We start from the raw sequence: 16,844 nt of genomic DNA, 5'->3' as shown, positions 1-16,844 counted from the left end.
TATCCGATATTCATCCCGACATTAAGTTCAATAGTAAAATCACCTAATGGTGAGGTACTTTATTAGTTTCTTTTTATAGTTGATAAATTAATAGCAAATGAAACCGACTCTAGTAATCTTGGCCGCTGGAATGGCGAGCCGCTATGGTGGAAACAAACAAATTGATGGTTTTGGACCGAACAACGAGACGATATTGGAATATTCTATCTTCGATGCAATTCGTGCAGGCTTTGGAAAGGTATGTTTTATTATTAGAAAAGAACATCAAGTTGTATTTGAAGAAAAATTTGCTAAATCAATAAATGGGCAAGTAGAAGTTGAGTACGCATTTCAAGAACCGCAATTAACCGAATACGGTTTTGACGAATATATTGAAAGAAGTAAGCCTTGGGGAACGGGACATGCACTTTTGGCAGCAAAAGGAGCCGTAAAGGAGAATTTTTCCGTAATTAACGCAGATGATTTTTATAGCCTAACTGCTTTTCAGCAAATGGCAAATTTTTTAGCAAATGACGCAAATGATGATTATTTTGCATTATTGGGGTACAAAATAGGTAAAACCCTGTCAGACAGTGGGCCGGTAACACGGGGAGTTTGCGCAGTTTCGGATACAGGCGAACTGAAAAGGTTAGACGAGCGGGCAAAGGTTTATAGAAATGCTGAAAGTGGAATTGAATTTGTTCAACCGGATGGGACACCAGGCTTGTTGAATGATGGAGACTTGGTTTCGATGAATTTCTGGGGTTTTACTCCTGCAATATTTTCGTTGCTTGAGCCGCTGTTTGTTACCTTTGTTCAACAAAATAAACAGGATCCCAAAGCCGAATTTTTAATACCGGAGGCTGCACAGATTTTGTTGCAGCAAGGGAAAGCTGCTTTTAAGGTAATCCCTATTGACGCACCCTGTTTTGGAGTGACTTATCAAGAGGATAAGCCTTTAGTGAAAAATGAACTTTCCGAACTTGTGGAGAAAGGGGTTTATCCGAAGAATTTGTGGAATGGGGTGGCGGTTTAACCTTACGTGGGTTTAAAAAAATTATATATGAATAAAGACCATTATGTTGTAATTATGGCGGGTGGTGTAGGAAGCCGTTTTTGGCCGGTTAGTAGAACATCACTCCCCAAACAATTTATTGATGTCCTTGGCTTAGGAAAAACACTGATTCAAAGTACCTACGATCGATTTAAGCAGATTGTACCTGAAGAAAATATTTATGTATTAACCAACCATAAATATGTGGGACTGGTGAAGGAGCAGTTAGGTATTAATGATGACAATAGAATAATTGGTGAGCCTGCTATGCGAAATACCGCCCCGTGTATTGCTTATGCTTGCCACAAATTGGAGTCTTTAAATCCGAATGCAACACTTGTTATTGCACCATCCGATCATCTTATACAGGATACGGAACGCTTTTTGGCAGATATTAAAGCTTCATTGGAAGCTGCGGAAAATAGCGATGTACTGATTACCCTAGGTATCAAACCATCAAGACCAGATACAGGCTATGGTTATATTCAGAAAGGTGACGATGATTTGGCAAATTTCTCTGATTTTAAAAAAGTTATTTCTTTTAGGGAAAAACCCGTATTACAGGTTGCTCAGGAATATGTAAGAAGCGGGAACTATCTTTGGAACGCCGGGATTTTTGTTTGGAATGTAAAAGCAATTCTCAGCGAATTGCAGCAATATGAAAGCGCATTGAACGCCGTATTTTTAGCGGGTAAAGGTAAGTATAATACGCAAGATGAAGATGAGTTTCTGCAAACCTACTATCCTACTTGCGAGAATATCTCTATCGATTATGCAATTATGGAGAAGAGTGAACTCGTGTATGTTTTACCCGTTGATTTTGGATGGTCGGACTTAGGTACTTGGACCTCCGTGTATGGATTAAGCCCGCGGGATACAGAGGGTAATGTATTAATACCCGATGCGAAAAACGTAATTTTGTACAATAGTAGTAATTGTATGGTCAATGTTCCGAGTTATAAGAAGGTCGTCTTAAAAAATTTGCATAATTATATCGTCGTAGAAGCCAATGATACACTTCTTATATGCCCAATTGATAGTGAACAGGAGGTAAAGCAAGTAGTTGCTGACGCAGCGAAACAGTTTGGCGAAAATTATATCTAAACGTTTTTTGAATGCTATAATGAAATTAGTATGGAAAGTTTGGTGCTTTCTATACTTTGTTATTTTATTTTACGTGGTTTTTTTTTTCGGGAAGAAGGCCAAATCCGGCATGGGGAGAACATCGTACGGGCCCAATTTTTCAACCTTTCCGTTTAAAATGGTATCTTTATAGGCATGCAAGTGATGTAAGCAGTGTTTATCTGGATATAATTGGTAACATTGTGATGTTTACTCCGCTTCCTTTGTTCTTATATATTGTCTTTGGTTTTAAGCACTATGGCTGGATGATCGGTTTAGGTTTTCTGTCCAGTTTTTGTATCGAAGCCTGCCAATATTTTTTTGGGGTTGGCATTCCGGATATAGACGATTGGATATTTAATACAATAGGGACTATTTTAGGTGTTTTGATAATACATGGTATAAGGCTTATCAATGAACCGAATAGTCAAAGGTAATTGTAGGGACGCGTGCCTTGATCAATTTTCGTGTAATAATTGTAACGAGTTGTACGTAGCGGGCGAATATTCTTTCTCTATCTTTGCTGAAAGCTCTTAAATGTAAAATTTAGTTTAATAATATTAAAATCTCTTCTAGCAAAATGACTGTAAAAAAAATCTGCTGCATCGGTGCAGGCTATGTAGGTGGTCCAACGATGGCGGTAATTGCCAAACAATGTCCAGACATACAAGTTACGGTAGTCGATCTCAATGAAGCACGTATTGCTGCATGGAATGATCAAGATGTTAATAAGATTCCGGTTTATGAACCTGGATTGAGTGAAGTGGTTTCAGAAGCACGTGGAAGAAATTTATTCTTTTCCACAGATGTCGATAAAGCGATTGATGACGCGGATATGATTTTTATCTCTGTAAATACACCGACAAAAACTTATGGTGCGGGGAAAGGACAAGCAGCTGATTTGAAATGGATTGAATTATGTGCTCGTCAAATCGCACGTGTTAGCAAAACGGATAAAATAGTAGTCGAAAAATCAACACTTCCGGTTCGGACTGCAAGTACCTTGAAAGATATTTTGCAGCACACTGGAAATGGAGTTAAATTTCAAATTCTTTCTAATCCTGAATTTTTGGCGGAAGGTACCGCTGTAGAAGATTTGTTAGCACCTGACAGGGTATTGATTGGTGGAGATCAAAACGAAGAGGGTAAGAAGGCGATCGAAGCTTTAGTATCTGTATATGCTCGATGGGTGCCAAGAGAAAGAATTCTAACGACCAATGTATGGTCTTCTGAGCTGTCTAAACTAACTGCAAATGCCTTTTTAGCACAGCGTGTTTCATCGATTAATTCTTTATCGGAACTATGTGAACATACGGAGGCTAATATCAATGAGGTAGCACGCGCAATCGGAACAGATAGTCGGATTGGACCAAAATTTTTGAAGGCTTCGGTAGGCTTCGGTGGATCCTGCTTTCAAAAAGATATTTTGAATTTGGTTTATATCGCTCGTAGCTACGGTCTAACAGAAGTTGCGGATTACTGGGAGCAGGTAATCATTATGAACGATCACCAGAAAAAGCGGTTTGCAAATAAAATTATTAAAACCCTCTACAATACGGTAAATGGAAAGAAAATTGCGTTTTTAGGGTGGGCATTTAAGAAAGATACGAATGATACGCGCGAGTCTGCAGCAATTTATGTGGCTGATCATTTATTGTATGAGCAAGCACAAGTTGCTGTATACGATCCAAAAGTACCCGCACAACAAGTTTATGTGGATTTGGATTACCTGGCAACGAGATCATCCGAAGAAAATGGTAAACTCGTGCAAATACATAATGATCCCTACGAAGCATGTAAGGGTGCGCATGCGGTGGCTGTACTTACGGAGTGGGATGAATTTAAGCACTATGACTGGAAGCGAATCTATGATAATATGTTGAAACCAGCTCATATTTTCGATGGGAGAAATATTTTGGATAGAGCCCAGCTCGAAAGCATTGGTTTCAAAGTATGTCCGATTGGGAGCTAGCTATTACACTTAGAGATAAGTAATAAGTGGATTTCTTTTATCGAATACAAAATTAAGTGATTAAAATGGCCGAAGATAATTCGGCCATTCCGTTTTTATATAAATGATTTGACTAACAATTTTTTCACATTTTAATCTGCCGTTTTCTCAAGAAAAGGTTTTTTGATCATTTGTCATCCCTGCTGATCTTCTGCTTTAACTCATTGTTAAATAGTTGTTTATTTTGGTGTGTCTAAATATGTGTCTCTGTATTTTTTTTATGATGTGAAGTGATTGTGTCTTTATTATACAGTATTTTACGGATGGAAAAAAGAGTATAAAATTTTTTTTCATCATCTTTGTTAAAGGCCTGAAAATCCCTGGTGTTAGGTAGATATATTGAACATGCATTCTGTTTTCTGTGGAGATAATCATACATGAAAATAACGTGGATTTCTGGAGATAGATGAGAAACTGATTTATAAGTAGTTTACTATGAAAGCAACTATAGGTATCGTAGATGACCATGCGCTTGTTTTGGAATCATTAATTATGCTTATTAATAATCTGGCCGATTTTCAAGTGACAATGCATGCTACCGACGGCCATGATTTGTTGAATAAGCTAAGACGCCAGGAAAGTTATCCGGATATTTTATTAATTGATGTGTTAATGCCTAGCATGAGTGGAGCAGAGCTTACAAGTAAAATTAAGTTCGATTATCCAGATATTAAATTAGTTGCACTTTCTGTTTTAAGTGATTCGATAAGCGTGCTTCAAATGATTCGTGCAGGTTGTTGTGCTTATCTCACAAAAAATATGAACGTTTTAGAACTTAATTTGGCCTTAACGGAAATTTGGGCCAAAGGTTATTATAATTCATTTTTAACAGAGAAGAGTGTGGAGAATATAGCGTTTCAAATAGAACTTACCGATAGGGAAAAGGAGTTTCTTTATTTAGCCTGTTCGGATTTGAATTATCATGAAATTGCAAAACGGATGTTTTTATCAATCAAAACAATCGATGGCTATCGAGCTAGTCTTTTTGCTAAGTTCAAAGTGAAAAGCAGAACCGGTCTTGTTTTGCAAGCCATTAGACACAAATTTGTAAACATAAGTTAACCAGCTTATAAAACTAACTTAATAGGGCTGCGCTCTATTATATTTCAAGTATACAACTCCATCGGAAGAGTTTTTAGCAGACCTATATTCAATCATTTCCCGAATTTGTTTGTTAAACTAATGTGTAATCCTGTCTATACGTGTGAATAAATAGATCAGAAAACGAGTATGGTACCTTTTAATTGAATACCTACTTTTGCATAGTAGTTCCCACAGGAAGAACAATAAAGGGAGCCGGATTACGATAAAAAACCATCAGTTAATGGCCTGATTCAGCTGGTAATAGTTTATGAGTGCAATTGCATCGACACGATATGGCTTATTATTTATCATATAAAAATGTGAGTTTATACACATTTTATAGAGAAAATAGTGCATTTAAAGAAAGATCAATTTATTTTGATGGCTTATGGCGGTATTTGCATAGGAGTCATCAAAAAAAATGTAAAATCACCTAGTGACAAATAGAAAAAGTATAAAATAAATGGGGATGTTCTTTATTGAACGTTCTCCGTCGCCATTAAAAAATGATAATTGAAATGAGAGTTTTAAACAGGTTTAGTTGGATCGCTAAGGGTGCTACGTTTGGCGGGTTAATAACAGTGATATTATTCATGGCCGCATGTAAATCGAATAAATTATATGATTCTCCACGAGTTTCCTCGTTTCGAGGAAACAGGTTGCCGGCGCCTCCCGGAATGGTATACATCCCTTCTGGAACTATTTTTTATAAGAGTTCTCAGGATAGTAGCAATGTTGGAAAGAATGTAAGCTTAAGTGCTTTTTTTATTGATGAGACAGAAGTTACTAACAAGCAGTATCGAGAATTTGTAAATTGGGTTGCCGATTCGGTTGCTGTAGTTGATTACATAAAAGATGATCAGTATTTCCTTGAACAGCCGAATAACGATGCAAATGAAGCTGGTAATATAGATGCGGAAAGGCTAATAGATTGGAAAAAGATAAAAAAAGAATCCCCTCTGTGGCAGAGTAAAAATGCCGAAATCCAAGAAAAAATACGACCTATGCTAACGATGAAAGCTGGTAAAAGGGTGCTGAATAGTGAATTACTTAAATATCGTTTCTCGTATTTGAAGATGGACGGCAGGAGAAACGATGAATATGTGACCGATACGGTGGGCGTAATGCCAATAGAAGATATATGGTCGAAAGATTTTCCGAATGCACAGATGAATGCTATGGATGCGAATTATTTTTCCCATAAATCATTTGATCACAATCCCGTAGTTGGTGTAAGCTGGAAGCAGGCGAGAGCATATGCTGATTGGCGAGGAAAAGAAATTATGGCGAGTTTGCAGAAAAATTCTTACTTGAAAGGTTACCAGTTAACGTTTAGCTTGCCGACTGAAGCTCAATGGCAGTATGCCGCCGAAGGGAAACTCGATCCTATAGATACTATCCAACGAACTAGGCTGACAATAAGTGATCGGAAATCTGACAAAAAAAGATTAGCTGTTAACTTCAAGCAAGAAGAAGGAACCTATTCAAGAGATGGATCAACTTTTACGGTTCCGGTGAAAGCGTATACACCGAATGCTTTTGGCGTTTACAATATGGCGGGGAATGTATCAGAATGGACATTGGATGCTTTCAGTCCGTCTGCAATTGAATTCGTGAACGATCTAAATCCAGTTCTATTGTACGATGCAGATGATAACGCTAGTTATGCCTTGAAGCGTAAGGTTGTAAGAGGAGGTTCTTGGAAAGATAATGGAAGTATGTTGAACAGCGATGCAAGAAGTTACGAGCAACAGCAAGATGCACACTCCTATATAGGCTTCAGGTGCGTGATGTCGGCTTTTGAAATGACAACACCGCAGGTAAAAACCAGGAAGTATAAAAATTAAATGATTTCCGGTTATATGACGATGTATATACCGAAATTTAAAACTATTTTGTTGAAAAAGGATTATCATATGAAAACGTTTTTGATCGCAATATTAAGTTTCTTCAGCTTTACTACATTGCTGGCACAAGAAATACCAGATACGACCATGGCCGATGAACGATTGGGACGGGTTGCTTCCGATTCCATGTTAGGTAAAAGTAATACATTGTTGGTTGACACTGTTCCTCAAATGGACGGATATTATCAAGTAAATGATTTACATGATGCTGTACCATTTGCTTACCCAAAAGTCAATCCAAAAAACATTCGATTTTATAAACGGGTGTGGAGAGATATTGACTTAAAAGATAAAGAGAATTATATCTTCGCAATCCCTGGAGCTTCGCTCATGGAGGCTATCATGAAAGGTATAAAGGAAGGCAAATTGACTCCGTATAATCCGGAAGATGATGGTTTCAAAACAAGATTAACCGCTAAAGAAGGAGAGGCTCGATTCACAGACAGCGTTTTGGTGCCTATTTTTGATAATGAGGGTAATCAGATTGATGCAAAGATGACCCTCAATGAATTCAATCCAGAAAAGGTGACGAAGTTTCGGATAAAAGAGGATATCTTTTTCGATAAGCAAAGAGGTAAATTAGAAAGTAGAATTATAGGGGTGGCACCTTTAATGACGATAAATTCTTCAGCTGAATTGGCCGAGTCTGTAGGAGAAACACCGGCATTTTGGCTTTATTTCCCGCAGTTGCGATACACCCTGGTACAAATGGATGTTTCCGATCCGGACAAAGAGCTCTATGACATGACAATGGATGATTTGTTCGTTCAGCGTAAGTTCGCTAGCAAAATTGTGAGACAATCGTCCCCAAGTCAACAAATGCAATATGCACAAGGGGAAGAGGACACCTCTGCCGTGGAAATTGAAGATAAAATCCAGCAATATAAAACACGTCTATGGCAAAATCCGAAAGGAGTTAATCCAGATGAGCTGGTTTCGAAAGATGAGGATTATTTACGAAATAAGAAGCAAGAAAGTAGTAAAAGGAAGGAAAAGGCAAGTTTGAAGGAAACAAAAGAAGAGGGAGCGGAAAGCAGTCAGTAATTTCTTTGAACATCTTTTTTGATCGAATAATTAGAAAAGAGCATTAAGTCATTTATAAATATTTTTGCGATAAACTGAAGTATATAATACCAAACGATTGGTATAGTCGATACAGATAAACATTTATTAGTGAAACCGTCATGATTTTCAAAAATCACATTGCAGTAAAATGATTACATCATGACACCTACTGACGGTAGGCAGGGTTTCATCACTATTGAAGAACAGATTAAACAGATGAAAAAAATCTTCATATTTTTTATTATAGCACTTGCTAGTCTGCAAGTAAAAGCGCAGATTTGGGAAGAATATTCTAGCTTTTATCCTTCTGTTGGCATTCATGTAGGGACGAGAGGATTAGGGATTGAAGGAGCTTACCCGGTGTCCGAGGCATTTAATATACGTTTAGGGGCCAGTTTTTTCCCTTCATCCAAGATGAAATATCGTAGACGGGTTTTTGAAATAAACCGTTCGGATGTAACCTTATTAGCGGACTGGCAACCTCTTTTGGGTAAAGATAGTTGGATAGCTCGGAAATGGATCGTCAGCGCGGGTATTGGGTACTTTTTTGAGAATAAATTTGAACGTTATGTGGGGAGTCAGAAGGAGCCGGACCAAAAGAAGGATTACGGGGTTGAATGGGGAAAGGTACGACCTTATATTGGAACGGGAATAAATGGGATAAGGCTTTCACAGCGATTGAATATGGCGGTAAATGTTGGGTATTATATCCCATTGGAATCAACAGTGATAAAAATTTATGAAAAAGATCCAGTTGATATACCAAAATTACGTGACGATTTAGATTCTTTCCCATACAATATGGCACCTGGGGTAAATGTACAAGTTGGAATATCCTATATCTTTTTTAAAAACAGTTATAATAAATATTTCCAATAATTAATTATGAAGAAGAAAGACAATTCAAATTGGCTGCACGTCGCGATCTCTTGGGGTGCAAGTGTGGTAATCTTAGGGGCGCTATTTAAGATACTCCACATCGGAGGAGCCATGGCAAATTACATGATCGGTGCAGGTTTAGGTGTAGAAGCACTTTTGTTTTTTTTAATGGGATTTAATCCCCCGCCGAAAGATCCCGAATGGGAAAGGGTCTATCCGGAGCTAGCGGAAAATTATAGCGGTGAATTACCCAAAACTTCTGCACGACAGATGGTACAAAACCCGGGTACTTCAACGACGGCTGCTTTAGATAAGATCTTTGCCGATGCACAGGTCGGACCTGAAACCATTGCCAGTCTGGGAAAAGGATTACGATCTTTTAATGATAAAGTGACGGCTATCAGCAACATTTCCGATGCTTCTTTTGCTGCCAATGAGTTTACGGAAAAACTACGCTTGGCGTCATCAAAATTTGATGGTTTAAGTGCCGCTTTCGAAAAAGCATCAGCCAATCTGGTTGCAATGTCTTCGGCTGATTCGGATACGCGCGGTTATCATGATCAGGTACAACAACTCACCCAAAATCTGAGTTCTCTAAATGCAATGTATGAGCGTGAATTGAAAGACTCAAATGCGCATTTACAATCAATGAATAGATTCTACGAGCAACTTAGCGCTACTATGCAGAACTTCAACGAATCGTTGGACGATTCAAAAATGTTTAAGGATGAAGTTAACAAATTAGCTAAAAATCTGGCAGCGCTCAATGCTGTTTACGGCAATATGCTAAGTGCTATGAATCAGCCACGCATGTAAGTTTTCCAGGTATTATTCATTGACATTTAAATACGTAATTAATGGCTTTAGGAAAAGAGACCCCAAGGCAACGGATGATCAATATCATGTATCTGGTATTATTAGCCATGTTGGCTTTAAATGTATCAGATACTATATTGGATGCCTTTAAAAATATCAACGATAGTTTGGAAACCTCCAGGTCAAATGTAAATAACTCCGTCGAACAGTTATTCATGGCTTTTGAGAATACAAAACTAAAAGAGGAACCCGAACGGGCAAGACCTATTTACGAAAAAGCAAAACAGGCAAGAGCAATTGTAGGCGAATTGAATGAATACATCAATTCGCTGAAGAAAGAATTTGAAAAGCAAGGAGGTGGGTATGAAGAGGATACGGGAGATCTGTCGCAGCGTGATAATATGGATATAGCACCCGGTTTAATGATCAATAAGAAAAAAGGGGCCGAATTAAAAGAAAAAATAAATAATACGAGGGAGCGATTATTGGCCTTGTTGGATGAAAAGGATCGAGGAGCGGTGACCTTCTCTTTGGAGGCCGGTGATCCGGAGAAGCGAGTCAATGGGAAGAAAAAATGGGAGGAGATCAATTTTGGAGATGGTACCCCGCTAACAGCCGCGATGACCATTTTAACTAAAATTCAAACAGACGCGCAAAATGCCGAATCAGATGTAGTTAAGCGTATTTTAGGCAAAATGGACCAAGCTGTGGTCAATTTAGATCAGTTTGCTGCAGTCGCCGTGGCCCCTTCTTCTTACTTGATTCAGGGGCAACCATATACGGCCGAAGTGTTTTTAACCGCCTATGATTCAAAGTCTGACCCTTCGATTTCCGTCAATGGAAGCGCTTTACAGGTAAGCAATGGTAAAGGAGTGTATACTGTAAATACTTCTCAGGAAGGGATTCATACCTGGACAGGTATTATTAAAGTGAAACAGACAGACGGGACGATAAAGGAATACAGAACCCCTGAACAGCGGTATCAGGTTTCCCGACCGTCAGCAGTTGTATCTCCTGATAAGATGAACGTATTATATATCGGTGTAGATAATCCATTATCGGTATCGGCACCTGGCACTCCAGCGGATAAAATTAAGGTAAATATGAGTGGCGGTAGCCTATCGGGATCGAATGGAAAGTATGTTGCGCGCGTTTCGTCTCCCGGAACAGCAAAAATATCCGTATCAGCGGAGGTTGCACCGGGTAAAGTGCAGACTTTAAGTTCTACAGATTTTAGAGTGAAGCGAATTCCCGATCCTGTTGCAAAATTTGGAGGAAAGTCCGGTGGTACGATGGCGTCGGTTGCATTGAAGGCGCAAAATGCGCTCTTTGCGAGTCTGGAGAATTTCGATTTTGATGCCAAGTTCAATATTACCAAATTTACAATGATATTAGCAAAACCACGGGCAGACGCGGTCGTTTTATCAACGAGTGGTAATTCCTTAAGTGCTGCAATGAAATCAGCTTTGAATGGAATTGGGCCGGGAACAAGAGTCATTTTTGATAATATTATTGCTGTCGGACCGGACGGTTCTCCAAGACAGTTGAATGCTGTTGCGTTATCTGCTAATTAGAGCAGGTTTAATAGGAAGAACGGTATCTCGTTTAGTCTTTTAATAAAATTGATTTATATGGAAAAAGATTCAAGAATTTATATCGCAGGCCATCGTGGTATGGTTGGTGGAGCTATCACCCGTCATCTAAAATCAACAGGTCATACTAATTTAATCACAAGAACTTCTTCGGAATTAGATCTTCGCAATCAGGACGCCGTTCATGCCTTTTTTCAAGATGAAAAACCAGATTATGTGTTTCTGGCTGCTGCCAAAGTTGGCGGTATTATTGCCAATAATACCTATAGAGCAGACTTTCTCTACGATAATTTGATAATGGAATGTAATATCATACATGCCGCATATCAACATAATGTTCAAAAGCTTATGTTTTTGGGAAGTAGTTGTATTTATCCAAAAATGGCGCAGCAACCGTTAAAGGAAAGTTATCTTTTAACAGGTGCTTTAGAACAGACCAACGAACCGTATGCAATTGCTAAGATAGCGGGTATAAAATTATGCGAGACCTATAGGGATCAATATGGATGCGATTTTATAAGTGTAATGCCGACGAATTTATATGGAATAGGGGACAACTATCACCCCCAAAACTCGCACGTGTTGCCGGCACTTATCCGACGATTCCATGAAGCAAAAGTAGCCAATGCTTCTTCTGTAACGATATGGGGAACAGGGACGCCAAAACGTGAATTCTTGTATGCAGATGATCTAGCGGATGCTTGTATTTTTTTAATGAATACATATTCGGATAAGGAACTGATAAATGTAGGTACCGGGGAGGATTTAAGTATTCAAGAACTGGCTCAATTAGTGAAAGAGGTTGTTGGATTTGAAGGAGAAATTACTTATGACGCCTCTAAACCTGATGGAACACCACGAAAATTGATGGATGTTGCTAAATTACATCACTTAGGTTGGAAACATCGTATCGAACTAAAAGAGGGAATTGCTTTAGCGTATGATGATTTTTTGCATGCTGAAATGCTAGCTGAGCGTTAATTTGGGTACTAACCTTGTAACCCCGTTATTTTGAAGACAAGAAATAACGGGGTTTTTTTATTTTATGACCTCAGCGGGCTCAGTAACTACTCTGTTAGGTTCAGTATTCAATATGTTGCCGGTATCAGTGCTTGCCGCACTGGATTCTTCTTGTTGGCCCATCCGTTTAATGATTCTTCGACTACGATTGATAAAAGGAAGTTCAATGAATTTATAGGTGTAATTAGAAATAAAAAAAGTAACAGCAATTGCGGCAATGCTGGATAACATAGCGCTTGCAATAGCTGGCATTACTAGTCTGATGATGATCCCTTGATTCAAATAAAGAGAATAGCTGATTGTCCCAAAGTGGGTCAATATTCTCGGATACGATTTCGATCTAAAGATAAAGCCTAAAGTGAACAAAAGATATGCTAATGCGATGGCATTAACTACTGGCCAAAAACTATCACCTCCAAAAAGCTTTGGGTTGGATGGGTGATCACCAAATGTTAGGTAGGCATTTGTAAACAGAACAAATAGCGAAAAAATAATTGTTAACGAAAGCGTTTTGTTTGACACCAAACCCTTCATATTGCGGTAATATACCGTTCCAACAAACATAGTAGCAAGGTAGTAGGTTAACAACATGCCCCCGTTAAACAGATGTAAGAAATGTATTGCTATCACACCAATAGAAAGGTTGCCGAAAAGAGCAATAAGAGCTAATTTAACGCTATGTTGAAGCATGTTTAATTTAAATAGCACCGCCACAATAATGTAGAATGCCATTTCGAGATTTAACGTCCAATAAGACATCTCGATAAGCGGCTGTCCAATAAACTTTGCCAGCATGGTAACATTCGCTAAGATGACCATGAAATTAGGGTCTACACCATGGATGTTCCCATTTAAAATGAGCGCCGTTTTTAATATCAGACTTGCAAGAAATAAGGGATATAATCTATAAATACGACTTATCGCAAATTTCTTTATTGATTGGTGTTTTTCTATTGAAACCGGAATGATGAAACCACTGGTTATAAAAAATAGACTCACACCAAAAACTCCAAATTGAAAATAATTTGAGCTAATCCAACCGAATTGTGCTGACGAGCGTTCAAATACATGTTGAATTATAACTGATAAAGCGGCAAGGAAACGCAAGCAATCTAGAAATTGAAGTCTGTTACTGTTCTTTTCCATGTTTAATCTTAACTTATAGCCTTAAAGAGAGCTAATTTTTACAATGAGATCATTAATTGGCTCTGTGATAGAGCGTACTTCATTATTCAATTACATTGCAAACATAACTTTTTTGAGGGGCAGAGTCATAACTTGTACTTAAGTTGTCTAATTAATGGGTATCGTGTGAGCAATATTGGGGTTTTTTAATTATAATTTCACTTTAAGCGATCGAATGACGCTATTATACGCTTGAAAATGCCAAGATATGGTTTGCATGCGCTTCGGTTTTAGTTTTCACATCTGGATTTAAATTTTTTAATAACTTTTTTTCTTGTCGCAGGTGAAAAAATGATGTGTAGGTTTCCTATAAGGGTGCTAATAGCTTTTAAAAGATGGTTTTTGCTCCAATTTGACACCTGAATGCTAAATCTTAACTGATGATATTGTGTGTATTTTATACACTTTTGTACCCTATAACCAATCGTTTTTCTCGTAAATAGAACGTTCATTTCTCACTGTGTTTATTTCCAAATTTAACGCTTAGTTTTACCCCGAAATTGAGATACAAAAGGAAGCAAGAATGGATAGTTCAAAAGGTTTGGTTTTAAAGGGAGTTTTTTGGAATGCAATACAGTTAATTGTTAACCAGGGATTTGCTTTTATCGTCAAATTAGTTCTAGCGAAGATATTATTACCAGAGCAATTTGGATTGGTTGGGATGGCAACTGTATTTACCGGATTTGTCTCTGTTTTGACTGAGCTTGGAATTGGGGCTGCACTCATCCAAAAGAAAGAAGAGGAGCTGACCCCCGCGCATTATAATACGGCTTTCTGGACAGGTATTGCTTGGTCGGCCTTGCTTTATTTAATTATGGGATTTGTTGTGGCACCATTGGCGGCTAAATTTTACAATGAAGATATTCTTAAGCAACTGATACCTGTTATCAGTTTAGGTATCCTGTTAAGTCCTATTAATTTGGTCAACCGTGCTCAGCTATCTAAGCAAATGAACTTTAAAAAGATAGCTCGTATTGAAAGTGCGAGTAATATCGTTGCAGGTGTTATAGCTATCTTACTTGCTTTATGGGGTGCGGGTGTTTGGTCTTTGGCTTTTAACTCAACAGCAATCATTGTATTTGCTATCCCCTTTTACTTTAAAGCCACCAATTGGCTTCCTAAGTTTTCTTGGAGTCGTAAAGCGTTTAAAGATATTTTTGGATTCGGAATTTTTGCTACTGGAACGAATGTGATTAATTATTTTGTTAATAATGTCGATTATCTTTTAATCGGAAAACTATTGTCTGCCCAATTACTCGGGTCTTATTCGTTTGCTTTTGTTTTGACAGATACTTTTAGAAGTAGATTGATGGCGGTTATCAACAACGTGATGTATCCCCTTTATGGTAAAAAGCAGGGCGATCCAGACGCCATGAAGAGATATTATTTGAAAGTAGTTAGTTATAACTGTGTAATTGTTTTTCCTGTTATGCTTCTCTTATTTATACTAGCCGAACCTTTTGTTCTTAACATTTTTGGGAGTAAATGGGAGAATTCTATCCTCCCTTTAAAAATACTATCGGCGTCTATAATGATTCAGATGTTAGTTAATAGCAATACAGTTCTGATAAGAGCTTTAGGAAGACCTGGTTTGGAACTCAAGCTTCAGCTGATAAAGGCGGCGGTTTATCTACCTGCATTGGCTTTTGGTATATATAAGTACGGTATCGTTGGTGCCTCATGGGCAGTTCTTTTTAGTAGAATTTTCAATGTGCTAATCGCTCAATATACTTTTAACTACTTGATCACTGTGAAAGTATCAAGCGCCGAGCTTTTTCGTGAGATTAAGGGACCGGTGTTGGCTACTTTATTTTCCTATATCATCGGTAGCGTACTCCTGAATTACTTTCATGTTAATTTTTTAATTGTTGGACCGGTTGTCCTGCTGGTGTTTGCATTGTCAATTTATAAATTCATGGGAGCAGAACTAATGGCCCATGTTCATTTTATAAAGAGTAAGCGAGCATCATAACTCCTTTGAAAGCAAAAAATGACCTTCGATGTTACCCTGGATATTGTTGATAGGTTATAAGATAGTAAGAATATATACTTTTTAATATGAATAGGTTAAAGGCTATTAATCGACATTTTATACGTGAAGTCCTTCCCAAAAAATGTTACAAATCGAGAATTTTAACTTCCATTTATTACTTTCTTTTTGATCGTTCCTTTTCACGCGAACTGCAGACTGTTTTAACTGGTCGGGTAAAACATCTCGAAGAATCACAGCGATTGAAATCAAATTATTTTCTACTGGTGCGAAATACACATCGGATTGAGAAAGGACTTTTGATGCGTCCTCGGAAAGAAATATTCGGTAAAGAATACCTTCGCGAAACGGTCGATAATTTTGAAGGGGTATGGAACGCTTCTAAAAATGATAAGAGCAATCCGCAAATGAAGTGGTTTTATGATGTGTTAGTCGAGTATTTTCAGGTTGTTAATGACAAAGATGACTTTATACGTAAGGAAAAGGCTCGATTTAATCATATTATCAATGGTGACACTAAATCGATGGACGGTCAGGCCCAAGTTCCATCTATACCCTATCATCGGGTAGAAGAAAATAAGACTGCAATTAGTTATGATGAATTTTATCGACTATGTAGACAGCGGCGATCTGTTAGGTGGTTTTTAAATCGTAAAGTACCAAGAGAGTTAATTGATCAGGCTATTTTGGCAGCTAATCAGTCGCCGAGCGCCTGCAACCGACAGCCCTATGAATTCCGCATTTTTGACAACCCTGAATTAGTTAACCAAGTGGTACAGATTCCTATGGGAACTAAGGGGTATGGGCATTCTATTCCTATGTTAATTGTCATGGTAGGGAATTTAGATGCCTACTTTGATGAACGAGATAGGCATATTATATATATAGATGCGTCTCTAGCATCTATGTCGTTTATGTTAGCATTGGAAACGATGGGATTGAGTAGTTGTTCCATCAATTGGCCTGATATTGAAGAAAAAGAAAAAAAAATGGAGTCTTTTCTAAAACTGGAAAAGTTTCAAAGACCAATTATGTGTATAGGAGTGGGGTATCCTGATCCACAAGGGTTGGTTGCTTATTCGGAAAAAAGACCCTTATCTCAAATTAGAAAATTTAACTAAAATATAGCTTAGCGAAATAA

General features: G+C 38.0%; 14 protein-coding genes. 13 read left to right on the top strand and 1 reads right to left on the bottom strand.

Annotation, left to right across the window (positions count from 1 at the left end; all coding sequences use genetic code 11):
- Positions 1-97: 97 nt before the first annotated feature.
- From RYH73_RS17565 to fcl, 11 genes are all read left to right on the top strand, one after another.
- Positions 98-1,015, top strand: coding sequence for a nucleotidyltransferase family protein (locus RYH73_RS17565; RefSeq protein ID WP_335314759.1), 918 nt, complete (start codon positions 98-100; stop codon positions 1,013-1,015).
- Between the two features lie 27 nt (positions 1,016-1,042).
- On the top strand, positions 1,043-2,137 hold the full coding sequence (locus RYH73_RS17560) for a mannose-1-phosphate guanylyltransferase (protein WP_335314758.1): 1,095 nt from the start codon (positions 1,043-1,045) through the stop codon (positions 2,135-2,137).
- Positions 2,138-2,193: 56 nt separating this feature from the next.
- Positions 2,194-2,592 (top strand): VanZ family protein, encoded by a 399-nt coding sequence (locus RYH73_RS26705; protein ID WP_442946112.1) that lies wholly within the window; start codon positions 2,194-2,196, stop codon positions 2,590-2,592.
- A 143-nt stretch (positions 2,593-2,735) separates the two neighbouring features.
- A complete protein-coding gene (locus RYH73_RS17555; protein ID WP_335314757.1) occupies positions 2,736-4,127 on the top strand; it encodes a UDP-glucose 6-dehydrogenase in 1,392 nt (463 codons plus the stop codon).
- A gap of 474 nt (positions 4,128-4,601) precedes the next feature.
- Positions 4,602-5,228: a response regulator transcription factor gene (locus RYH73_RS17550; protein WP_335314756.1), complete on the top strand. Its 627-nt coding sequence runs from the start codon at positions 4,602-4,604 to the stop codon at positions 5,226-5,228.
- A 539-nt stretch (positions 5,229-5,767) separates the two neighbouring features.
- Positions 5,768-7,096, top strand: coding sequence for a type IX secretion system lipoprotein PorK/GldK (porK, locus tag RYH73_RS17545; protein ID WP_335314755.1), 1,329 nt, complete (start codon positions 5,768-5,770; stop codon positions 7,094-7,096).
- Positions 7,097-7,165: 69 nt separating this feature from the next.
- Positions 7,166-8,200 carry a type IX secretion system ring protein PorN/GldN gene (gene porN, locus RYH73_RS17540; RefSeq protein WP_335314754.1) on the top strand — a complete coding sequence of 345 codons (1,035 nt, stop codon included), beginning with the start codon at positions 7,166-7,168 and terminating at the stop codon, positions 8,198-8,200.
- 180 nt (positions 8,201-8,380) lie between these two features.
- Positions 8,381-9,100: a hypothetical protein gene (locus tag RYH73_RS17535; protein WP_335314753.1), complete on the top strand. Its 720-nt coding sequence runs from the start codon at positions 8,381-8,383 to the stop codon at positions 9,098-9,100.
- A gap of 6 nt (positions 9,101-9,106) precedes the next feature.
- On the top strand, positions 9,107-9,916 hold the full coding sequence (porL, locus tag RYH73_RS17530; RefSeq protein WP_335314752.1) for a type IX secretion system motor protein PorL/GldL: 810 nt from the start codon (positions 9,107-9,109) through the stop codon (positions 9,914-9,916).
- A gap of 41 nt (positions 9,917-9,957) precedes the next feature.
- Positions 9,958-11,490, top strand: a complete 1,533-nt coding sequence (gene porM / locus RYH73_RS17525; protein ID WP_335314751.1) for a type IX secretion system motor protein PorM/GldM — start codon at positions 9,958-9,960, stop codon at positions 11,488-11,490.
- Positions 11,491-11,532: 42 nt separating this feature from the next.
- On the top strand, positions 11,533-12,489 hold the full coding sequence (fcl, locus tag RYH73_RS17520; protein ID WP_335314889.1) for a GDP-L-fucose synthase: 957 nt from the start codon (positions 11,533-11,535) through the stop codon (positions 12,487-12,489).
- Positions 12,490-12,546: 57 nt separating this feature from the next.
- Here fcl and RYH73_RS17515 read toward each other — a convergent pair whose 3' ends face one another.
- Entirely contained in the window at positions 12,547-13,674 is a 1,128-nt protein-coding gene (locus RYH73_RS17515; RefSeq protein ID WP_335314750.1) for an acyltransferase family protein, read from the bottom strand.
- Positions 13,675-14,236: 562 nt separating this feature from the next.
- Between RYH73_RS17515 and RYH73_RS17510 the strand changes: the two genes are divergently transcribed.
- Together RYH73_RS17510 and RYH73_RS17505 are read left to right on the top strand one after the other, a co-directional pair.
- Positions 14,237-15,685 (top strand): lipopolysaccharide biosynthesis protein, encoded by a 1,449-nt coding sequence (locus RYH73_RS17510; protein ID WP_335314749.1) that lies wholly within the window; start codon positions 14,237-14,239, stop codon positions 15,683-15,685.
- An 86-nt stretch (positions 15,686-15,771) separates the two neighbouring features.
- Positions 15,772-16,824, top strand: coding sequence for a nitroreductase family protein (locus tag RYH73_RS17505; RefSeq protein ID WP_335314748.1), 1,053 nt, complete (start codon positions 15,772-15,774; stop codon positions 16,822-16,824).
- Positions 16,825-16,844: the final 20 nt, after the last annotated feature.

The organism is Olivibacter sp. CPCC 100613, from assembly GCF_036959255.1.
Taxonomy (GTDB): domain Bacteria; phylum Bacteroidota; class Bacteroidia; order Sphingobacteriales; family Sphingobacteriaceae; genus Olivibacter.
This window is presented reverse-complemented; position numbering and strand designations above follow the sequence as displayed.